Raw genomic sequence first — 21,125 nt, 5'->3', positions numbered from 1 at the left:
CCGGTCATTTCTTCGCACCCAGCACCTTGAGCGCGGCCTTGAGGATGACGGAGGTCCCGGCCTCAGCACCGGTCTCCTCGACGACGTCGGCGACGACCTGCTCGGCCTGTGCTTCCTTCCACCCGAGTCCCACGAGGGCGTCGACGACCTGCTGGTTGCCGCCGCCGAAGGACAGGGTCGGTCCCGGGCTCGAGGCGGTGAGCTTCGGCAGCTTGTTCTCGAGTTCGAGGATGATCCGCGATGCGCCCTTCTTCCCGATGCCGGGAACCCGGGTGAGCGCGTTCGCATCCTGATTCGCGATCGCGGCGGCGAGCTCGTCGGGGCCCATAACGGACAGGATCGCCATGGCCAGGCGGGGGCCGATGCCGGAGATGGAGAGGAGGACGTCAAAGGTGTGGTTCTCGTCTTCGGTGGCGAAACCGTAGAGCGTCATCGAGTCTTCGCGCACCACGAGGCTGGTGACCAGTTCGATCTCCGCACCGTGTCGGGTGCTCGCCAGGGTGTCGGGGGTGACGTGGACCTTGCGGCCGACCCCGTAGGTGAGCACGACGAGGTGGTCAGCTGCGATCCGATGCACCGTACCGCTGAGGAAACTGATCACGGACTGCCTTTCAGGTGGGAACACGTGTACGAATCCAGGTTAGCAGTAACGCTGCTGACCGTTCGTCCCGGCACGCCAGAGACCCCGCGATGCCGCTGGTTCCGGCGACTATTTGGCCTTGCGCATGGCGTCTGCCCACTGCTGCTGGGCCTTCGTCAGCCCAGAGCCCTCCCGACCGCCGGCCTTGCGTTCGGTGAGGTCCTTGTTCTTGCCCGGAGTCGATTGCGCCGACAGCGCCCCGCGCCAGGAATGGCAGATGGCGATCGCCAGTGCATCCGCGGCGTCGGCGGGCTTCGGCGGGGAGTCGAGCCCGAGGATCCGCGTCACCATGGTGGTGACCTGCTTCTTATCGGCGCGACCGGATCCCGTGGTCGCGGCTTTGACTTCCGAGGGCGTGTGCATGGCCACGGGCAGGCCACGGCGGGCGGCCAGTCCCATCGTCAGCCCGGACACCTGCGCTGTGCCCATGATCGTCGAGACGTCGTTGCGGGCGAAGACCCGTTCGATGGCGACGACGTCCGGTCGGTAGGTGTCCAACCATTGGTCGAACGCCTCGGCGATGGATCCGAGGCGCAGGTCGACGGAGTCCGCGGACGGGGTCCGCAGCACGTCGACGGCGACCATCTTCACCTTCCGTGCGGGCAGGGTGTCGATGACACCGAGCCCGCAGCGGGTGAGTCCGGGATCAACGCCGAGGATGCGCATCAGGCGTCGAGTTCGGCGAGGACCTCATCGCTGACATCGGCGTTCGAGTACACGTTCTGCACGTCGTCGCAGTCTTCGAGCGCATCGATGAGGGTGAAGACCTTCTGCGCGGTCTCGGCATCGAGACTGACTTCGAGCCCAGGCACGAAGGAGGCCTCGGCCGAGTCGTAGTCGATGCCGGCGTCGACGAGTGCCGTCCGCACAGCCACGAGGTCGGTGGCCTCGCAGATGATCTCGAACTTCTCGCCTTCGTCCTTGACCTCTTCGGCACCGGCGTCCATGGTCGCCAGGAGGATCGATTCTTCGTCGGTCTCCGCGGCGTTGACGATGATGACGCCCTTGCGGTTGAAGTTGTACGTCACCGAGCCCGGGTCGGCCATCGAACCGCCGTTGCGGGTCACGGCCACGCGGACCTCGGAGGTGGCACGGTTGCGGTTGTCGGTGAGGCATTCGATAAGGAGGGCGACTCCGCCATCGGCGTAGCCTTCGTACATGATCGTCTCGTAGTTGACGCCCGAGCCGTCGAGGCCGCCTCCGCGCTTGACCGCGCGGGTGATGTTGTCTGCGGGGACCGAGTTCTTCTTCGCTTTCTGGATGGCGTCGAAGAGCGTCGGGTTGCCGTCGGGGTCAGGTCCACCGTTGCGAGCCGCAACCTCGATGTTCTTGATCAGCTTGGCGAAGAGTTTGCCGCGCTTGGCATCGATGGCCGCTTTCTTGTGCTTAGTCGTTGCCCATTTGGAATGACCTGCCACTGGTGTTCCTTCCTGTAGTTACAGCCTCTCAAGTCTATACGCTCCTCGAGGCTCTCCGCTCTGCCCGGGCCCGTCCCCGCCGCTTCAACGGTGCGGGTGGCCCCGCATCAGTCGATGACCAACGGCACCTCGGGCACGGATCCGGTCGTCGCCAGATCGATGAGGCTGAGCAGATTCTTCGGATAGATCGTTTCGGTCGTCGCCATGAGTTCGTCACGGGTCCACCACCGGAATTCCAGCAGGCTGCGCTTCTCGATGTCCGTCCACACCGCATCTTCGAGCTCGATGTCCTCTGCCGTCCGGAACGCGAAGTAGGTCTCGAGCTGACGCAGTGACTTCTCGGTGAACTTGAAGACCTCGTCACGCGTGGCCAGGGGGCCGATGAGTTCGTGCGGCTCGCATTCGATGCCGGTCTCTTCGGCGAGTTCGCGAGCCGCCGTCTGTGCGGCCGATTCGCCGAGTTCGGAGCCGCCGCCACAAGTCATCCACCATTGGTGACTCGGGGTCAGCAGATCCTGGGCCCTGATCAGGAGAACCTCGTCGCGCTCATTGAGTAATACGACCCTTGAGGCTTTACGAGGTTTCATGGTTCTCCAGTGGTCGACGACGAGGGGACGCAGGTGTTTGCAGAATAATGATGCTGGGGGTTTTCGGCAAGAGCGCGACAGGGGTCGAGAGCACGATACCGGCACCGTGCCTTCCCGACCAACTCGACGGTCATGCCCGTCCGGCGGGGGCCGCCAGATGTCGGTCCCACCAGTCGAGCACGGCTTCGAAGCGCTGTCGACGATGGCGTGGCTGCCCGGCACGGGAGAGCTCGTGGTTCTCCCCGGGGAAGATGAGCATCTCCGTGTCGACTCCGGCTCGCTGCAGAGCCGCATAGTACTGCTGGGCCTGTTCGAGCGGGCACCGGAAGTCGAGTTCCGAATGCATCACCAGGGTCGGGGTTCCGACCTGGTCGGCGTGGGCCAGCGGCGATTGGGCGGCGATGGCCTCGCGGCTGCGGCTCGTGTACTCCTCGGTGAAGAAGCGTCCGATGTCGGAGGTGCCGACGAAGCTGTCGGGATCGAGGTATCCGCGCTCGACGATCGCGGCGCGGAAGCGGTGGTCGGCGGCGATGGTCATGGCGGTGAGGTAGCCGCCGTAGGAGCCGCCTTGGATGCCGATCCGATTCCGGTCGAGGTTGGGTTCGGTCTCCAGGGCAGAGTCGAGCACGGCGAGCACATCGGACATCGCCGGGGCCGCCATATCGCCTTGGACCGCGGTGCCCCAGCTGCGGGTGCGGCCTCCCGAGCCGCGGGGGTTCGAGTACACGACCGCGTAGCCGGCCGAGGTGAGCACTTGGGTCTCGTCGAACCAGGAGTGTGTGTATTGGGCGAAGGGTCCGCCGTGGATGTTGAGGATGACGGGGAACGGTCCCTGTCCTTCCGGCGTGGCCAACCATCCGGTGATGGAGCCGCCCTCGCCGTCGACGCGCAGGACCTGCGGGGTCACGGAGTTCGCCGGTGCCGGGTGTTCCTTGACGATGACCGCGGCCGCGGCGGAGTCGAGTTCGATCTTGCCGAGCACAGCAGGTGAGTTCGGGGTCGCCCCGGTGAACACGAGAGTCGAATCCGCGATGTCGAAGCCGTTGATGACGGTCGTGTCATCACTGAGGAAGTCGAGTTCGTCGATGCCGATCTCCTCGGCGCCAAGGTCGATGCTCACGAGCCGGGACGCCCCATCGGTGTCGATGACGGCGATGGCCGCTCCCCCGCGGATCTGCGGGCGGATGGGGGCCAGCGCCACGGTCTCCGGGTCGGTCAGGCGCCGTGTGGTTCCGGTGCGCAGCTCGTGGACGTAGAGCCCGGGCATCTGTCCGACGAAGTCGAGTTCATCGCGGGTGAGATCATTTCCCATCAGCAGAACGGAGTCCTCGTCGAGCCAGATATGCATGCTCACGCTCATCCGCGGCAGCTGCAGCGGGGTCGGCTCCTCGCCCCCGAGCAGCCACACCGTCGAACGCAGATCCGGCTGGCCTTCGTCGGGGTGGAGTGCCGAGACCACGGACATCCGGGTTCCGGATGGGCAGAACTGCGGATCGTGGACATCGGTCACCGGTGCGTTCAGAAGCGTTGAGAGCGGAACTTCCCCGGCACCGCGGATTCCGACCGTGCCCGTTCCGGGTTCGGCGAGATCGACGAGGAAGGCGCGGGCGGGTCGGTCGTTCGTGTACCCGAGGCCGTTGCTCAGATAGGCCGCGGAGGTGATCCGGCGCGGGGCCTCCTCGGCGGCGGGGATGTCCTCGTCCTGACCGTAGCGGCCGGGCTCGGCGGCGCGGGCGATGTAGAGGGCGCGGGATCCTGCATCGTCGAGGGCGAATTCGGACACGCCGAGGTGGCTGTCCGTGATCTGGTGCGCCGTCTCCAGGGTGGCGCCGACGTGGAGCTGCGGAGCCGACTTCTTCTCCGCGCTGAGGTATCCGGACCGATTCGGGCCGACCAGCGGGGACGAATCGTGCCAGGCATGCGTCAGCCGACGCGAGTCGTCTGCGGTCAGGGTGAACAGCTGGGACAGGTAGCTGTTCGATTCGAGGTCGGGTCTGCGGATCGTGATGACGGCTTCGTCGCCGCGCAGCACGGGTGAGGAGTATTCGGCCAGTGTGTCGAGGTCTTCGGGGTTCATCTGTTCCATTCTTCTGACAGCCGCGCTTGCACATCGGCGTGCACCTGCGGCAGGGCCTTCGTCTGCGCGATCACGGGCAGGAAGTTCGCATCTCCACCCCACCGCGGCACCACATGCTGGTGCAGGTGCGCGGCGATGCCGGCACCGGCGACGGGGCCCTGGTTCATTCCCAGGTTGAATCCGTGGGGGCCGGACACGGCGCGGATGACGCGCATCGCCTTCTGCGTGAACCGGGCGAGTTCGTTCGTCTCGTCGGCGGTGAGATCGGTGTAGTCGGCCACGTGCCGGTAGGGGCAGATGAGCAGGTGGCCGGGGTTGTACGGGTAGAGGTTGAGCACGGCGAACACCGTCTCGCCGCGGGCGACGATGAGCCCCTCGGCGTCGGTCTTCGACGGAGCCGAACAGAACGGACATTGGGACTCCCCCGCATCCTTCGGCTTGTCCTGACCGTCGATGTAGACCATCCGGTGCGGGGTCCACAGGCGCTGGAAGCCGTCGGGCTCACCGGGGAACCCGGCGGCGGCCTCGGGATAGGGAATCCCCTCACCGAGGCGGCCGCCGCTGTTGTCCTGCACGGTCGCGTCCTCGCGGCCTTCGCTCATACTTGGGCCTTGGTCTCGATCGCGTCGAGGATGCGGCGCACCGCCTCGGCGACGGGAACGCCGTTGTCCTGTTCACCGCTGCGGAACCGGAAGGACACGGCCGAAGCCTCGCGGTCCTCGCCGCCGGCGATGAGGGTGAAGGGCACCTTCGACTTCGAGGCATTGCGGATCTTCTTGCCGAAGCGGTCGTCGCTGTCGTCGATCTCGACTCGGACACCTGCCGCGCGCAGCTGCTCGGCCACCTCGACGAGGTAGTCGTTGAACTCCTCGGCCACGGGAATGCAGGTGACCTGGACGGGTGCCAGCCACACGGGGAAAGCGCCGGCGTAGTGCTCGGTGAGCACGCCGAGGAAGCGTTCGATGGACCCGAACTTCGCGGAGTGGATCATCACCGGCTGCTTGCGTGTGCCGTCGGCGGCGACGTACTCGAGGCCGAAGCGTTCGGGCTGGTTGAAGTCGAGCTGGACGGTCGACATCTGCCAGGTCCGCCCGATTGCGTCTCGGGCCTGCACGGAGATCTTCGGTCCGTAGAATGCGGCACCGCCGGGATCGGCGACGAGTTCGAGACCGGTCTCATCGGCGACCTCCTCGAGCACGCGGGTGGCTTCTGCCCACTGCTCGTCGGAGCCGATGAACTTCTCTGCCTTCTTCCCCTCTTCGTCACGGGTCGACAGCTCGAGGTAGAAGTCGTCGAGGCCGAAATCACGCAGCAGGCTGAGCACGAAGTTGAGCAGGTGGCGGATCTCCTTCGCCGCGTCCTCCTGGGCGACGTAGGAGTGCGAGTCGTCCTGGGTCAGGGCACGCACACGGGTGAGACCGTGGATGACGCCGGAAGCTTCGTCGCGGTAGACGGTGCCGAACTCGAACAGCCGCAGCGGCAGATCACGGTAGGACCGACCGCGGGAACGGTAGATGAGGTTGTGCATCGGGCAGTTCATCGCTTTGAGACGGTACGGGGTGCCGTCCTTGACGACGGCCCCGGAGTCGTCGCGGACCTCATCGACGGACATCGCCGGGAACATGTTCTCCCCGTAGTAGGGCAGGTGGCCCGAGGTGTAGTAGAGGGTCTCCTTCGAGATGTGCGGGGTGCCGACGTATTCGAAGCCTTCGGCGATGTGACGGGCGCGGACGTAGTCCTCCATCTCCCGCTTGATCACTCCGCCCTTGGGGTGGAAGACGGGCAGGCCGGAGCCGAGCTCCTCGGGGAAGGAGAACAGGTCCAGTTCGGCACCGAGTCTGCGGTGGTCGCGACGTTCGGCTTCGGCGATGCGATCCTGGTAGGCCTTGAGGTCGTCCTTCGTCGCCCAGGCGGTGCCGTAGACGCGCTGCAGGCTCGCGTTCGCCTGGTCGCCGCGCCAGTACGCGGCCGAGGACCGAGTGATGGCGAAGCCGTTGCCGATGAGTTTCGTGTTCGGCAGGTGGGGGCCGCGGCACAGATCCTGCCACACCACTTCGCCCTTGCGGTCGACGTTCTCGTAGACGGTGAGCTCGGCGCCGCCGACCTCGACGGAGGAGCCGTCGTCGGAGCCCGAGCCCTTGTCGTTGATGAGTTCGAGCTTGTACGGCTCGTTGGCCATGCGCTGACGTGCTTCGTCTTCGGTGACGACGACGCGGTTGAAGGTCTGACCGGACTTCACGATCTGAGCGGCCTTCTTCTGGATGGCCTTGAGGTCCTCGGGAGTGAAGGGTTCGGCGACGTCGAAGTCGAAGTAGTAGCCGTCGGTGATGTAGGGGCCGATGCCGAGCTTGGTGCCGGGGAAGAGCTCCTTAACAGCCTGGGCGGTGACGTGCCCGGTCGAGTGCCGGAGGATATCGAGTCCTGCTTCGGAGTCGATGGTGATCGGAGCGATCCGATCACCTGGCTGCAGTTCGCGGCTGAGATCGGCGGGTTCGCCGTTCAGCCACATCGCGACGACTGTGCGGTCGGTGGAGAAGATCTCCGTTCCGGTCAGCCCCTCTTTCCAAGGAATGCTTTCGCCCGCGCAGTCGATGCTGTCTGCCACTGATTTCTCCGTTCGTCTGTGTTCGTCTGAGTCCGGCCGGGGTCGTCCGGATCGAGGACTTCTCGCCCTTAGATTCTAGTACCACTTCGACGGTGACAGATCAGTCGGGCGGCAGTCGTGTGACCGCCGCCCAGACCGAGCCTGCCGCTGCCGGCGTCGCAGCGTCGAGGTGTCGATCGGCCGCCTCGACGCCACGGGTTCACAGCATCACTGCTTGTAGAACTCGAAGTCCTTGCCCTTGCCGAGATCGTCGACGAGTTTGAGCTTGAGGTGCATCCCATCGATTTCGGCCTTGGGAACACCGAAGGCGAGCTCATAGGTCGTTTCGCCGCCGGCAGGCACGGGATCGGTGAAGGCCAGCGAACCCTTGTAGTTTCCGCTGTCGAAGACGTCGTCGTATTCCTTGCTGCCTCCATCAGTGGCGGTCAGATTCGTCAGAGTCATCTTCACGTCAGAGCTCGAGTCGTTCTTCACGGTCATCGTCACGATGGCGATCTCACCATTCGTCGACTCGGCACCGGAGGCGTATTCTCCCGCGGTGCCCGAGCGGACATTGATCGCGGCGGTGACATCGGTGCCGATCTCGACCTCGCCGGCCTGAGCGGGCGCAGCGTCTTCGCCGTCGTTGTTCTCGGCGGGGTCCTGGCCGGCACCCTGGCTCGGATCGGCCGGGGCCGAGGAACTTGCGGCTTCGTCGATGGCCTTGCCGAGGATTCCGAGTCCGAGGATGGTGAAGATCACGACGGCGATCGAGATGAGGATCGACACTCCGCCGAGGACGATGCCGGTGATGTTGAAGCCCTTGTTGTTCGCCAGGCCCTTCTTGATCGCGGAGAGTCCGAGGAATCCGAACACGATCGCGGCGATGCCGAAGAGCGCGCCGCCGCCGAAGACGAAGGCGCCGAGGACGCCGACGATGCCGCCGATGAGTGCGAGGATGCCCCAGATGTTCTTCGAGGTGCCGCCGCCCGAGGGGTACTGCCCGTAGGCGGCGTTCGGGTTGGCCGGGATGAATTGATCGGACGACCCTTCGGCACCCGGGTAGGCCGGCTGCTGTCCGTATTGATTGGCGTCGTACTGGTTCTGGCCGTACTGACTCTGTCCGTACTGGCTGTCGCCGTACTGGTTCTGGCCGTACTGGTCGTTCGGCTGACCAAAGTTCGGCTGCTGTCCGTACTGGTTCTGGTCGTTCGGCTGACCGTAGTTCGGCTGCGAACCGTACTGCGGAGGCTGCTGTCCGTACCCCTGCGAACCGTCATTCCCGCCCGGGCCGTAGTTCGGCTGGGATCCGTACTGGGGAGGCTGCTGTCCCGCGTTCTGGTCGTTGCCGTAGCCGGGCGCACTCGGCGGCTGGTTGTTCGGGTTCTGACCGTTGGGGTTCTGGCCGTTCGGGTTGTTCCCGCCCGAACCGTCACCGGAACCGTAGGGGTTCTGAGGATTAGACATGAATGCTCCGAAGTCATCGTCGTTAGATACAAGGCCAAGCGTACTAGCAAACCCGCCTGCCACTGCATGATGTTCGCGTTCCAAACCTGCAACAGAGCCGGATGTTCACGAGTCTTCGGGGATGCACGAAGCCCCGGGCGGATTGCCCGGGGCTTCTTCTGTGCGCGATACTGGGATCGAACCAGTGACCTCTTCCGTGTCAGGGAAGCGCGCTACCGCTGCGCCAATCGCGCTCTATTCTTTTGTTGCACCGGAACCCGAGGGTCCCTGTGCGCGATACTGGGATCGAACCAGTGACCTCTTCCGTGTGAAGGAAGCGCGCTACCGCTGCGCCAATCGCGCTGGTCGGTCAGCATTGCTGCTGACCATCCGAGGTGGCGACGGGATTCGAACCCGTGTATACGGCTTTGCAGGCCGCTGCCTCGCCTCTCGGCCACGCCACCGCCAAGGCAGTGCCATGACGCCTCCGAGCGGATGACGGGACTCGAACCCGCGACCCTCACCTTGGCAAGGTGATGCTCTACCAACTGAGCCACATCCGCATTTCTCGCTGCGGGGTTTCCCTCGCAACGAGATACAACTCTATACGGAGGGGGCGGCATACGCAAAATCGGAATCGGGTGATCGTGATCACATGCGCAGATCGAGCATTCAGGCTGGCCAACTTATAGTGGTGGGGTGAACGACGAACGTCCCCGCGCCCGCCCCAAGGGCTGGTTGTCACGCCACCATCGCCAGGGCCCCCGACCGTGGCGGAAACTGCGTCTGGGTTTCCTCCGCTGGCGCCGGATGGTGTTGGCGAACCATCACACCGCCCGCATCTATCGCAGCATCGTCGGCGGACTCGGCACACTCATCGTGCTCATCGGCCTCGTCCTTGTGCCCCTGCCCGGTCCGGGATGGCTCATCGTCATCATCGGCCTGTTCGTCATCTCCAGCGAATTCCATTGGGCGCGGAGACTGCTCCACTTCGTGCGCGTGAATGTCGAGCGGTGGACGCGCTGGATCATGGCCCAGCGGCTGTGGGTGCGCTGGACCGTCGGCGCGGTCACCGCGGCCTTCGTCGGCTTCATCGTCTGGTGCACCCTGCGCCTCACCGGCCTGCCGGGGTGGGTGCCGGATCTCGGTGTGCTCGAACTGCTCGGTCTGCACTGAACATCCGCCCTGCGCACCCGAACCCGCCACGCACGTCCGCACAGTTGGCCGACGCCGCTGACCCTCCGGGGTCGCTGTCCCGCCGCCGTTCATCACCCGCCGGTAGCTCTGACCCGACGGTGGCCGAATGCACAGAGGCCGCCGACCATTCACCGTGGTCGACGGGAACGTGCGGAGCCGCTGTCAGGATGACAGCGGTGGAGTCAGGATGACAGCGCGGTCAGCCGCGAAAGGCAGCGCATGTACTTCTTCCTGTAGCCGCCGGCCAGAGACTCCTCGGTGAAGATCTTGTCCAACGGCACACCGGAGTTGACGATGTGGACGTTGCGGTCGTAGAGCCGGTCGACCAGAGCGACGAAGCGCAGCGCCACGCTCTCGTTCTCGATCGTCGTGACGTCCTCCCACACGGCGGAGTCCACGCCGTCGACCATCCGCCCGTAGCGGGACGGATGGACCGTCGACAGATGAGACAGCAGCTGGGAGAACTCATCTCTGGCGACGGTGCCTTCGAGCTTCGCCGTGGCCGCATCGAGCTCGTCGGCCGGCAGCGGATCTGCCGGGGAGCTCAGCGCACGGTGGCGGTAGTCCTGACCGTCGATGCGAAAGACCTCGAACTGGTCGGCCAGCGCCTGGATCTCACGGAGGAAGTCCTGAGCGGCGAAACGGCCCTCTCCCAGCGAGCCGGGCAGGGTGTTCGACGTTGCGATGATCTTCACGCCCGCATCGGTGAGTTCGCGCATGAGCCGGGACATGAGCACGGTGTCCCCCGGATCGTCGAGTTCGAATTCGTCGACGCACACGAGCTTCATCTGCGACAGGTCGTCGCGGGCGCGGGCGAAGCCCAGAGCACCGACGAGGTTCGTGTATTCGACGAAGGTGCCGAATGTGGCGGGCTTCTCATTGGCGTGCCACGCGGACGCGAGCAGGTGAGTCTTGCCGACACCGTAGCCGCCGTCGAGGTAGACGCCCTTGGGACCGGACTTCCCCTTCGAGAAGAGCTTGCCGAAGAACCCCTTCGAGTTCGACTGTGCTGCGAATTGCTCGAGTCTTCTCCGAGCCTCGGCCTGCGAGGGCTCGGCGGGGTCCGTGCGATAGCTGTCGAAGGACACGTCCTCGAACTGAGGCGGCGGGACGAGGCCTGCGATGAGCTCTTCGGGGGCAACCTGTGGGGATCGGTCGCTCAGTGCGACCAGAGTCTGCTCGGCATTCACTCGGCCTAGTCTAAGGCAGGCCCGCGGGCCCGACGGAAATCGGGCCCGAGCGGGTGAGGACCATCACAGGCGCAGAGAACCGAGGTGGACGGGCGCACACGCACAGCTTCGGCGCGCCTTCGTCCGCCGAAGCCGTTCGGTTCGTCTCAGCTGAAGTCGAAGCCGAGTCGGCCGAGCTGTTTGGGATCGCGCTGCCAGTCCTTGGCGACCTTGACGTGGAGGTCGAGGTAGACCTTGGTGCCGAGGAGGCGTTCGATGCCCTGGCGGGATTCCGAACCGATCGCTTTGAGTCGGCTGCCGCCCTTGCCGATGATGATCGCCTTCTGGCTGGGTCGTTCGACGAAGAGGTTGACGTGGACGTTCCACAGCGGATTGTCCTCGCTGCGGCCCTCCCGCGGGTACATCTCCTCGACTTGGACGGCCAGGGAGTGCGGCAGTTCGTCGCGGACGCCTTCGAGGGCGGCTTCACGGACGAGTTCGGCGATCATCTTCTCCTCCGGCTCATCGGTGAGGTCGCCGTCGGGGTAGAGCGGCGGCGACACCGGCAGATGGGAGGAGAGAACGGAGTCGACGGTGTCGATCTGGAAACCGTCGGCCGCGGAGACCGGGACGACGTCGGCGAAGTCGGCGAGTTCGCCGACGGCCAGCAGCGCCTCGGCGACCTTGTCCTTGGATACGAGGTCGACTTTCGTCACGAGCGCGACGATCGGGGTCCGCTCGTCGAGCAACTCCAGCTGGGAGGCGATGTAACGGTCGCCGGGACCGATCGCCTCATCGGCGGGAAGGCAGAAGCCGATGACGTCGACTTCGTTGAGGGTGGTGGCCACGAGGTCGTTGAGGCGGGAGCCCAGCAGCGTCCTGGGCTTGTGCAGTCCGGGGGTGTCGACGAGGATCAGCTGGTGATCGTCCCGGTGGACGATTCCGCGGATCGTGTGCCGCGTCGTCTGCGGCTTTGCCGAGGTGATCGCCACCTTCTCCCCCACCAAGGCGTTCGTCAGCGTCGACTTGCCGGTGTTCGGCCGTCCCACGAAGCAGGCGAACCCGGCACGGTAGCCCTCGGGATAGTCTGTGCGAAATTCCATGTCAGTCCTCTTCCTTCGTCCCCGGGCTTCCGGCCGCGGCGGTCTGCGCCTCGGCGGCGGTGTCGTCTGCGGTGCGGGTGACCCGCACATGGGTGATGCGGTGGCGGCGGCCCTGGCCTTCCATGGCTTCGATATGGAGGCCGGCGATGCTCGCATGCGAACCGTCGATGGGCACCCTGTCGATGAGCTTCGAAAGCAGCCCGCCGACGCTGTTGACATCATCTTCGTCGATGCGCACGTCGAAGTATTCGGCGAAGTCCGAGATCGACATGCGCGTGCTGATGACGAAGGATCCGTCCTCGGCGGCGACGAGTTCGTCATCGCCGTTGTCGTATTCGTCTTCGATCTCGCCGACGATCTCTTCGACGATGTCCTCGATGGTCACAAGCCCGGCGGTGCCGCCGTATTCGTCGACGAGGATCGCCAAGTGCGTGGAGTCCAGCTGCATCTGTCGCAGCAGATCGTCGGCCGGTTTGGTCTCGGGCACGAAGAGCACACTGCGCGCCAGCGTCCCGATCGGCTTGTCGGTGTCGTCCGGGTGGAGCTGAAGGCGGCGGGCCACATCTTTGAGATAGGCGACGCCGCGGACGTCGTCGAGGTCCTCCCCGCACACGGGGATCCGGGAGAAGCCGGAACGGAAGAACAGGTTCATCGTCTTCTGCAGACCTACGTCGGCGTCGACGGTGACGAGGTCGGTGCGCGGGACCATGACTTCGTTCGCCGAGGTGTCCGAGAGGTTGAAGACCGATTGGATCATCTCGCGTTCGCCATCTTCGATGATATCGGATTCGCTGGCCCTCTCGACGAGGTCGCGCAGCTGCTCAGAAGTCACGAACGGACCGTCCTTGTACACCTTGTCCGGGGTCAGCAGGTTGCCGAGGACGACGAGGATGCGGGTGAGCGGTTTGAGGACGACGAGGACGATGCGCACGATCCAGCTGAGGTTGAGGCACACGGCAAGCGACCGGCGCTTGCCGATCGTGCGCGGAGACACGCCGGTGATGATGAAGACCGCCACCGAGGCGGTGAGCACCGTGAGGAAGACCATGAGCGGTCCCACGGAGTAGTAGGAGTCATAGGCCAGTGCGATGAAGACCGTGGCCAGCGCCTCGAGGAAGTTGCGGACGAAGATGATGACGTTGATGTTCGTCGGCAGGTCGCCGAGGATCTTCTCCACCCGCACGGCCGCGCGCTTGCCCTCTTCCTTCGCCTCCTCGACGGCGTGGTGGGACACGTTGAGCAGAGCCGCATCGACCGCCGACAGGATGGCTGCGATGATGAGGCACAGCGCCGCACCGAGGAAGTACGCGAACACCTCAGACCTCGGTGGGGGTGGGAATGTCGGTGCGACCGTCGTAGCGAGCGGCGAAGAAGGTCAGCAGCAGATGCCGCTGCAGGGCGAACATCTCCTCCCGCGCTTCCGGCTCACCGTGGTCGTAGCCGAGGAGGTGGAGGAATCCGTGCACCGTGAGCAGCAGGATCTCGTCCATTGTCGAATGGCCGGCGGCGTCGGCTTGGGCGGCGGCCACCTCGGGGCAGATGATGATGTCACCCATCTGACCTTCGGTCGGTTTGTCCGGCTCTCCTTGGTGGAGCTGGTCCATGGGGAAGGACATGACGTCGGTCGGTCCTTCGAGGTCCATCCACGTGACGTGGAGTTCGGACATCGCTGCGGTGTCGACCATGGTCACGGCCAGTTCCGCACCGGGATGCATGTGCAGGGCCTCCCCGAGGTACTCGGTCAGGGCCACGGCCTCGTCGAGGTCCACCTCGGCGTCGGTCTCGTTGAGGATCTCGGTGTTCATTCGGCACTTCCCCACAGGTCGTAGGCTTCGACGATCTTCGTCACCAGCGAATGCCGGACGACGTCCTTGCTGCCCAGTTCACAGAACTGCAGGTCCTCGATCCCGTCGAGGATGTCGCGCACGACCTTGAGTCCGCTGCGGGTCTTGCCCGGCAGGTCGATCTGGGAGATGTCACCGGTGACGACCATCCGGGAGCCGAAGCCGAGGCGGGTGAGGAACATCTTCATCTGCTCGGCCGTCGTGTTCTGCGCTTCGTCGAGGATGACGAAGGCATCGTTGAGAGTCCGTCCGCGCATGTACGCCAGGGGTGCGACCTCGATCGTGCCGGTCTCGATGAGCAGCGGGATCGATTCCGGGTCGACCATATCGTGGAGCGCATCGTAGAGCGGTCGCACATATGGGTCGATCTTCTCGTTCAGGGTGCCCGGCAGGTAGCCGAGGGATTCGCCGGCTTCGACGGCGGGCCGGGTGAGGATGATCCGCGAGACCTCTTTGTGCTGGAGGGCGTTGACGGCCATCGCCATCGCCAGGTACGTCTTGCCGGTGCCGGCGGGGCCGATGCCGAAGGTGATCGTGTGGTTGCGGATGGCTTTGACGTAGTCGTGCTGGCCCATCGTCTTCGGGCGGATCGACTTTCCGCGTGTGGAGAGGATGTTCGTGCCCAGCACCGCCGAGGCGGCCGCCCCTTCGGAGGAGAACTTCGTGACCCGTTCGATCGTCTCATCGTTGATCCGATGGCCGGCGGCGTGGAGCTTCTTCAGCTCCCCGATGACGCTGACGAAGGCTTGGACCCGGTTCGGATCCCCAGCGGCCTGGACCTGGTTGGCGCGCACGTGGATGTCAAGGTCGTCGAATGACTTCTCGAGGGTGCGCAGGTTCGATTCCCCGGGCCCGAAGAATTCGACGAGGTCGATCGAGTCGGGAATGACGAGGCGTACGGAGTCAGCGGCATGAGAGTCGGCCTGGGCGTCGGTGTCTGCCGCGTGAGAGTCGGGAGTGTTCACAGGGTTCGGGGTGGGGTGGGTGATGTCCAGAATGTTCCTTTGCATGCGAGCGTGCCGTCACCGGCGACGCCGGAGTGTGCTTCCATCCTAGTCCGATGGCTCACCAACGGCCCAATGAATTCTGAGCCATGACGAGGCCGGCGGATCCCGCCGACGAGGAGCGCAGGATGGTCGGACCCAGCAGCACGGGTGTGGCCCCGCGGTCTTTCAGTGCCGCAAGTTCGCTGTCGCTGATACCGCCCTCGGGTCCGACGACGAAGACGATGCGCTCGGGTGCCTCCCCTGCCGCCACCTCTTCGAGTGCCGTGGACAGCTTCGCTTCCGCGGTCTCGTGGAGGACGAAGACCGCATCGGCAGCGGAGAGCCGCTGGGCCAGGGACGTGCCGCGGACGAATTCGTGCAGCTGCGGGAAGTGGGAGCGCCGGGCTTGGAGGGAGGCGGCGTTGAGCAGGTTCTCCCATTTCGCGGCGATCTTCTCCCGCTTCTTCGCCGGCCAACCGGCGATCGAGCGTTCGGCGGCCCAGGGGATGACGTCGTCGACGCCGATCTCCGTGGCCGTTTCGATGGCCTGCAGGTCACGTTCGCCCTTGGCCAGGGCTTGGACGAGAACGAGCCGCGGAGCCGGCCGCGGTTCCGTCGTCACCGCGGTGACGTCGATGGCGATGTCCGTCGGTGAAGCGCTCGTGACGGTGCCGCGAGCTCGCGCACCGGCCCCGTCGACGATGTCGATCTGCTCACCGGGTCCGATCCGTCGCACCCGCACCGCATGTCCGGCCACGTCCTCACCGAGGGTGAGGACCTGACCGATGACCGCCGCGGCGGCCAGGGCGGAGCGGAAGACGGGAAGACTCACCGACCGGCGAACCTTTCGCGCATGCGGGAGAACACGCCGCGGCTCTCGGTGGTGATCTGCGCGCGGGGGGCTTCTTCCCCTCGCAGCTGTGCCAGCTTCTCGAGCAGCTCGCGCTGCTCGTCGTCGAGCTTGTCGGGAGTGAGCACGTCGACGGTGATGAGCAGGTCGCCACGAGTCTCCGAGCGCAGGCGGGCCGCGCCGAGTCCGGCGAGTTTGACGACCGTGCCCGACTGGGTGCCCGGGGCGATGTTGAGGTCCTGGGTGCCGTCGAAGGTCTCGAACGGAATCGTCGCTCCCAGGGTGGCCGCGGTCATCGGCACGGACACCGCGGCACGGAAGTTGTCGCCGTCGCGGTGGAAGACCTCGTGGCGGGTGACCATGACCTCGACGAAGAGGTCGCCGGCGGGGCCGCCGCCGGGTCCGACTTCGCCCTGGCTGGACAGCTGGATGCGGGTGCCGTCGGAGACTCCGGCGGGGATCCGGATCTTCATCGTCCGCTGTTTGCGCACGCGGCCGTCGCCCTGGCAGTTGAGGCAGGGGCTCGGGATGACGGTGCCGAATCCGTGGCAGGAGTTGCAGGTCTGGTTCGTGACCATCTGGCCCAGCAGGGTGCGGGTCATGCGCTGGACGCTGCCGGCGCCGTGGCACAGGCTGCAGGTCTCGATCTTCGTGCCTTCCTGGGTGCCGGCACCGGAGCACGTGTCGCAGACGACGGCGGTGGTCACATCGAGATCGACGGTGCCGCCGAAGGCCGCAGTCTTGAGGTCGATGCTGACGCCGACGAGGGCGTCCTTGCCGCGCTGGGTGCGTGGGATCGGACCGGCGGCCTGTCCCCCTCCGCCGCCGAAGAAGGTTTCGAAGATGTCTCCGAAGCCGCCGAAGCCGCCGCCGGCCGGGAAGCCCTGACCGTTCTCGCCGCCGCCCATGTCGTAGTTGCGCCGCTTCTCCGGGTCGGAGAGCACATCGTAGGCCAGTGAGATGGCCTTGAATTCGTCTTCGTGACCGGGGTTGACGTCCGGGTGGTACTTGCGTGCCAGCTTCCGGTACGACGACTTGATCTCAGCCGCGGAAGCATCTTTGGACACTCCGAGTGTTTCATAGTGATCGGCCACAGAAACTTCTCTCTCCCTGACGTAGTGGTCTTCTCAGTTCTTGGTGGTGGCGACCGCGCTTCCACGCAGTCCTCACCGATATGGTCTCGCCCTGATTCGGGCGCCTCCAGCTCTTCGTCTTCAGCGGCCCTACCCTCGATCGAGGATCGAGGACACGTACTTCGCGACGGCCCGGACAGCCGAGATCGTCGTCGGATAATCCATTCTGGTCGGGCCGAGCACCGCCAGTCTGGCCGAGGAACCCGCCTCATGACCATATTCGGCGGCCACGACAGAAGTCGAACTCAATGATTCGTGAGTATTCTCACGCCCGATGCGCACACTGATCTCCTCTTGGTCTTCGGCCATCGAGGTGAGCAACTTGAGGAGGACCACCTGTTCTTCGAAGGCCTCGAGGATCGGGCCCATCTTCTCACCGAACTCACGTCCGGAGCGTGCGAGGTTCGCGGTGCCGGCCATGATGATGCGCTCTTCACGAGTGGCGGCGACGAGGTCGACGACGGCGGCGCGGACCTGCTGCAGTCCGGAGTCGTCGAGGGCCCCGGGCTCGGCAGGATCGGGAGTCGCGGCCGCCTCGACGCCCGGGGCGGAACCGAGGACCTGCGAGAGCTTGCGGCCGGCGAACTCGGCGTTGATCTGGTCGCGCAGGCCGCGGACGGCGTCGTCATCGACCGGCGTCGGGGTGATGATGGACTTCTGTTCGACCTGTCCGGCGTCGGTGATGAGGACGACAAGGATCCGCCCCGGTCCGAGGCCGACGATCTCGACGTGCTTGATCCGGGCGCGGGACACCGTCGGGTATTGGATGAGGGCGACCTGGTGGGTCAGCCCCGACAGCACGCGTACGGTGCGGTCGAGCATCCCGTCGAGGTCGACTTCACCGTCGATGAGCTGGAAGATCGCACTGCGTTCGGCACCGGTCAGCGGTTTGAACTCGTCGATGCAGTCGACGAACATCCGGTATCCGAGGTCGGTGGGGATCCGGCCCGCCGAAGTGTGCGGTTGGGCGATGTAGCCCTCGTGTTCGAGCTGGGCCATGTCGTTGCGGATCGTCGCCGGTGAGACGCCGAGGGTGTGCCGCTGCACGATCGCCTTCGATCCCACGGGTTCGTTGGTGGCGACGAAGTCCTCGACGATGGCGCGCAGTACCTGTGCTCGTCTGCTGTCGTTCATCGCGGACCTCCTCCCCGCCTCTGTTCCCGGTGCCCGTGTCGGTCTCCGCATGCCCGAACTGGCACTCATTGCGACTGAGTGCCAATTCTACGCCTCTCGACCGCTGATTTCATTTCAGGGGTGTCCCGCGGGTCTGCGCGCGACCCCGACGCTCCTTCATTAGGGTGGTGTCCCGTGAATGTTTTTGATCGCTATGGCCCCGATGTGCTCTCCGGCTCCTCACCGTCGTCTCACCGTCCGAAGAAGTCCCGCCCGGTCGAACTCGGCCTGGGCATGGTGCTCGAAGATGCGATGAGCGGATATGTCGGTGCGGTCGTCGGAGCGGAGAAGACCACGGCCGGTGTCGTCGTCAATCTCGAGGACCGCAACGGCCGGGTGCATGCGTTCCCCCTGGGCCCGGGCTTCCTGCTGGAAGGGCAACCGGTCGATCTGCGGCTGCCGACGAAGAAGAAAGCGCAGGCCCCCGGGCGAACGGCTTCCGGCTCGCGTGCGGTGGCAGGTGCCAAAGCGCGGGTGGCACGTGGGTCGCGCATCTGGGTCGAGGGCAAGCACGATGCCGAATTGGTCGAGAAGATCTGGGGTGATGATCTGCGCATCGAAGGCGTGGTCGTCGAACCCCTCGGCGGCCTCGATGACGTCGCCGACAAACTCGCGGCCTTCGGTCCGGATCGCGAGCATCGGGTCGGCGTCCTCGCCGACCACCTGGTCGATGGAACAAAGGAGTCGAAGATCGCCGAGGCGGTACGCGCCGATCCGCGCTACCGCGACGTCGTCCACATCATCGGTCATCCCTATGTCGACATCTGGCAGGCGGTCAAACCCCATGTCGTCGGCATCAGAGAGTGGCCGGTCGTCCCTCGCGGAGAGGATTGGAAGACGGGGATCCTGCGTCGGATCGGTTGGCCGCATGCCGATCACCGCGATGTCGCGCGCGGATGGGTGCGCATCCTCGGAAAGGTGACGACGATCGCCGATGTCGAACCGACGCTGTCGGGCCGGGTCGAGGAGCTCATCGACTTCGTCACTGTCGGCTGATCGGGGCGCCCGAGGCACGGAGGATGACGACGCAAGTCGACAACACAGTCTGCGTTGACAACATCTGCGGTAACGTGGATGACTGGAGGAATCGAAAGGAAGCTCATGACACAGAATCCCCAGCAGCCCGACAACAGCCACCCGCGACCGATGCCGCCGAATTACCCTGAGGCACCCGGACTCCAACCGCCTTATGGTTCCCAACCGTCATACGGTTCCCAGCAGCCTTATGGTTCCCAGCCGTCATACGGTTCCCAGCAGCCTTATGGTTCCCAGCAGCCTTATGGTTCCCAACCGTCATACGGTGTGCCGCAGAGCTACTCGGTCTCACCAGGCGCCCACGGCCCGGCAGCTGACCAGGCGCTGTACGACTCACGGCTGTTGCCGCCGCAAGCCTTCGGCACCGGGTCCGAAGGGTTCTGGCAAACACCACCCTCGGACCGCAGTACTGCAGTCTGGACCCATATCGGATCCATCCTGCTGGGCTGGCTACTGCCGCTCATCCTCTTCCTCGTCAAGAAGGACGAGTCCCCGTTCGTTCGCGAACATGCCCGCCAGTCGTTGAATTTCGAACTGACTTTGTTCCCGATCTTCTTCATCGGTTCAATATTCACATTGACGGGAGTCGGCCTGCTGATTCTTCTGGCTGCGGCAATCGTTAACATCGTCTTCCACATCAATGGCGCTATCGCCGCCAATCGCGGCCAGGGCTACAGGATCCCCCTGGCGATTTCGATGGTCAAATGACCCGTCCGACGTCCTGACCGACGGCGCCCAATGGTGTTGCCTGGTCCGATCACCGGCCGCGGGCAAACCACGCCGAGGAGCGGGGCAAGAAGGCGAACACTATGCTCGCAGTGCCGAACAGCAGAAAGCAGCCGATCAACAGCGGATTGAGCGGGGTCATCACCACGAAGGCCAGGCCAAGACATCCCATTGCCACCCAACGAGCACGCCCACGACCGACGGCCAGACGCCATGCATAGGCCGTGAAGCCCACAATCACGATGAGGCCGACCACAAACGCGATTGCGACGATCCCCGTGGCGATTCCACTCGATAGATCGCCGGCCCAGGACAGTACCGCTGTATCCGTCAGGTCTCCGATCTTTCGCAGCACCCAGCCGACGATCCGGAACGCTCGCCCACCGGTGAAGGCCATCCAGACGAGAGCCGCAAGAACGAAGAACGGAGCAATGAACCCCAGCACCGAGGCGGTGATGACCTCGAAGGGACGCTTAGGCACACCAAACACATTCACTTGCAGATCTCGCGCAGAGCGGTAGGTCCCGGGATAGTTCCGTGCAACATCGAATGCTTTCCCGTGCCCATTCCGTTCCAGCGGATGCGACCCTATCAAGGAAGCGCGATCCGTTGCGCGCCGGCGACGGAGCAAGTCCTCCCTTGCCCGTGCGGCAATCTCGCGTGGGTCTTCGGTCGGCAGATGACCGAGCGCATGTCCCCACTCAGAATGAGAGTGACCCGTCAGCGACATCGCGGGAGCAGGCCAGGCTTCTGACCAGTTCCTCTGCCCATGCCCCGGATTCGGTGTACTCATAGACGACGTGGCAGCCCTTTCTGCATCAATGACCGATTCCGCTGCTACCTTACTACAGCCGTTGCCGAACTGAGGCAGGAATCTGAGCTCTTCTCTCTCCCCACCCCGTTACCTTTTAAGTAGCCTCAACATCCGTCAGGATAGAAGGGGTCGCTGGCCTGAGGACCTCGGCATGATTCATGCCCCCAGTCGTCATGATCCGGGGGGTGTTGTCACCGAGGTTCGAAGGCACCAGGGAAATCGCTGATAGGGGCCAGAACCACTGGCAGAACACATGCCTCGAGCCCGACCGTAACGTGGATGCCGAACCCCGGAGCCACCCAGCACCACCGGCCAGCCGAACCACTCACAACCGCAGTCACAC

The 21,125-nt window shown here is 64.9% G+C and carries 20 protein-coding genes and 4 tRNA genes; 3 read left to right on the top strand and 21 right to left on the bottom strand.

Translation table 11 applies throughout. The features are described 5' to 3' along the window. Positions 1-4 precede the first annotated feature (4 nt). From ruvA to ACQE2J_RS09430, 12 genes are all read right to left on the bottom strand, one after another. Positions 5-601 (bottom strand): Holliday junction branch migration protein RuvA, encoded by a 597-nt coding sequence (gene ruvA / locus ACQE2J_RS09485; protein WP_135542439.1) that lies wholly within the window; start codon positions 599-601, stop codon positions 5-7. Between the two features lie 108 nt (positions 602-709). Beyond that, the gene (gene ruvC / locus ACQE2J_RS09480; protein WP_135542437.1) at positions 710-1,306 is read right to left on the bottom strand and encodes a crossover junction endodeoxyribonuclease RuvC; all 597 of its coding nucleotides are present in this window, start codon (positions 1,304-1,306) and stop codon (positions 710-712) included. Continuing rightward, entirely contained in the window at positions 1,306-2,058 is a 753-nt protein-coding gene (locus ACQE2J_RS09475) for a YebC/PmpR family DNA-binding transcriptional regulator (protein ID WP_135542435.1), read from the bottom strand. Before ACQE2J_RS09475 ends, ruvC begins: the two co-directional genes overlap by 1 nt. 107 nt (positions 2,059-2,165) lie before the next feature. Next, positions 2,166-2,645: an NUDIX hydrolase gene (locus tag ACQE2J_RS09470; protein WP_135542433.1), complete on the bottom strand. Its 480-nt coding sequence runs from the start codon at positions 2,643-2,645 to the stop codon at positions 2,166-2,168. Between the two features lie 130 nt (positions 2,646-2,775). Beyond that, positions 2,776-4,722, bottom strand: coding sequence for an alpha/beta hydrolase family protein (locus tag ACQE2J_RS09465; RefSeq protein ID WP_426936262.1), 1,947 nt, complete (start codon positions 4,720-4,722; stop codon positions 2,776-2,778). Then, positions 4,719-5,324, bottom strand: coding sequence for an HIT family protein (locus ACQE2J_RS09460; protein WP_135542430.1), 606 nt, complete (start codon positions 5,322-5,324; stop codon positions 4,719-4,721). The genes ACQE2J_RS09465 and ACQE2J_RS09460 overlap by 4 nt, the downstream gene beginning before the upstream one ends. Next, positions 5,321-7,327: a threonine--tRNA ligase gene (gene thrS / locus ACQE2J_RS09455; protein WP_426936261.1), complete on the bottom strand. Its 2,007-nt coding sequence runs from the start codon at positions 7,325-7,327 to the stop codon at positions 5,321-5,323. The genes ACQE2J_RS09460 and thrS overlap by 4 nt, the downstream gene beginning before the upstream one ends. Positions 7,328-7,534: 207 nt before the next feature. Beyond that, the gene (locus ACQE2J_RS09450; protein WP_426936260.1) at positions 7,535-8,773 is read right to left on the bottom strand and encodes a DUF4352 domain-containing protein; all 1,239 of its coding nucleotides are present in this window, start codon (positions 8,771-8,773) and stop codon (positions 7,535-7,537) included. A 161-nt stretch (positions 8,774-8,934) separates the two neighbouring features. Beyond that, positions 8,935-9,006 (bottom strand) — tRNA-Val (locus ACQE2J_RS09445). Between the two features lie 37 nt (positions 9,007-9,043). Further along, positions 9,044-9,115: transfer RNA gene (locus tag ACQE2J_RS09440), tRNA-Val, on the bottom strand. A gap of 30 nt (positions 9,116-9,145) precedes the next feature. Continuing rightward, positions 9,146-9,216 (bottom strand) — tRNA-Cys (locus ACQE2J_RS09435). 26 nt (positions 9,217-9,242) lie between these two features. Beyond that, positions 9,243-9,315: transfer RNA gene (locus tag ACQE2J_RS09430), tRNA-Gly, on the bottom strand. A gap of 136 nt (positions 9,316-9,451) precedes the next feature. Between ACQE2J_RS09430 and ACQE2J_RS09425 the strand changes: the two genes are divergently transcribed. Continuing rightward, positions 9,452-9,928: a PGPGW domain-containing protein gene (locus tag ACQE2J_RS09425; protein ID WP_425120460.1), complete on the top strand. Its 477-nt coding sequence runs from the start codon at positions 9,452-9,454 to the stop codon at positions 9,926-9,928. 203 nt (positions 9,929-10,131) lie between these two features. Here ACQE2J_RS09425 and zapE read toward each other — a convergent pair whose 3' ends face one another. The 8 genes from zapE to hrcA form a co-directional block, all read right to left on the bottom strand. Next, the gene (zapE, locus tag ACQE2J_RS09420; protein WP_425120461.1) at positions 10,132-11,139 is read right to left on the bottom strand and encodes a cell division protein ZapE; all 1,008 of its coding nucleotides are present in this window, start codon (positions 11,137-11,139) and stop codon (positions 10,132-10,134) included. 146 nt (positions 11,140-11,285) lie between these two features. Then, a complete protein-coding gene (gene era, locus ACQE2J_RS09415) occupies positions 11,286-12,221 on the bottom strand; it encodes a GTPase Era (RefSeq protein WP_425120462.1) in 936 nt (311 codons plus the stop codon). 1 nt (position 12,222) lies between these two features. Beyond that, entirely contained in the window at positions 12,223-13,536 is a 1,314-nt protein-coding gene (locus ACQE2J_RS09410; protein WP_135542420.1) for a hemolysin family protein, read from the bottom strand. A gap of 1 nt (position 13,537) precedes the next feature. Beyond that, positions 13,538-14,026 carry an rRNA maturation RNase YbeY gene (ybeY, locus tag ACQE2J_RS09405; RefSeq protein ID WP_426936259.1) on the bottom strand — a complete coding sequence of 163 codons (489 nt, stop codon included), beginning with the start codon at positions 14,024-14,026 and terminating at the stop codon, positions 13,538-13,540. After that, positions 14,023-15,075: a PhoH family protein gene (locus ACQE2J_RS09400; RefSeq protein ID WP_135542416.1), complete on the bottom strand. Its 1,053-nt coding sequence runs from the start codon at positions 15,073-15,075 to the stop codon at positions 14,023-14,025. Before ACQE2J_RS09400 ends, ybeY begins: the two co-directional genes overlap by 4 nt. A gap of 55 nt (positions 15,076-15,130) precedes the next feature. After that, positions 15,131-15,883: a 16S rRNA (uracil(1498)-N(3))-methyltransferase gene (locus ACQE2J_RS09395; protein WP_426936258.1), complete on the bottom strand. Its 753-nt coding sequence runs from the start codon at positions 15,881-15,883 to the stop codon at positions 15,131-15,133. Then, a complete protein-coding gene (gene dnaJ, locus ACQE2J_RS09390) occupies positions 15,880-16,995 on the bottom strand; it encodes a molecular chaperone DnaJ (RefSeq protein ID WP_135542412.1) in 1,116 nt (371 codons plus the stop codon). Before dnaJ ends, ACQE2J_RS09395 begins: the two co-directional genes overlap by 4 nt. 129 nt (positions 16,996-17,124) lie before the next feature. Continuing rightward, positions 17,125-18,168 carry a heat-inducible transcriptional repressor HrcA gene (gene hrcA, locus ACQE2J_RS09385; RefSeq protein WP_425120465.1) on the bottom strand — a complete coding sequence of 348 codons (1,044 nt, stop codon included), beginning with the start codon at positions 18,166-18,168 and terminating at the stop codon, positions 17,125-17,127. 174 nt (positions 18,169-18,342) lie between these two features. Between hrcA and ACQE2J_RS09380 the strand changes: the two genes are divergently transcribed. Next, positions 18,343-19,203, top strand: a complete 861-nt coding sequence (locus ACQE2J_RS09380; protein ID WP_205683402.1) for a DUF3097 domain-containing protein — start codon at positions 18,343-18,345, stop codon at positions 19,201-19,203. A gap of 105 nt (positions 19,204-19,308) precedes the next feature. Continuing rightward, entirely contained in the window at positions 19,309-19,950 is a 642-nt protein-coding gene (locus ACQE2J_RS09375) for a DUF4870 domain-containing protein (protein WP_135542408.1), read from the top strand. A gap of 49 nt (positions 19,951-19,999) precedes the next feature. Here ACQE2J_RS09375 and ACQE2J_RS09370 read toward each other — a convergent pair whose 3' ends face one another. Beyond that, positions 20,000-20,464, bottom strand: a complete 465-nt coding sequence (locus tag ACQE2J_RS09370; protein ID WP_426936257.1) for a hypothetical protein — start codon at positions 20,462-20,464, stop codon at positions 20,000-20,002. Positions 20,465-21,125: the final 661 nt, after the last annotated feature.

This window comes from Brevibacterium sp. LE-L, from assembly GCF_050214925.1.
Classification (GTDB): Bacteria; Actinomycetota; Actinomycetes; order Actinomycetales; family Brevibacteriaceae; genus Brevibacterium.
Note: the sequence above shows the minus strand (reverse complement) of the source record. Positions and strands in the feature narration are given on the sequence as shown.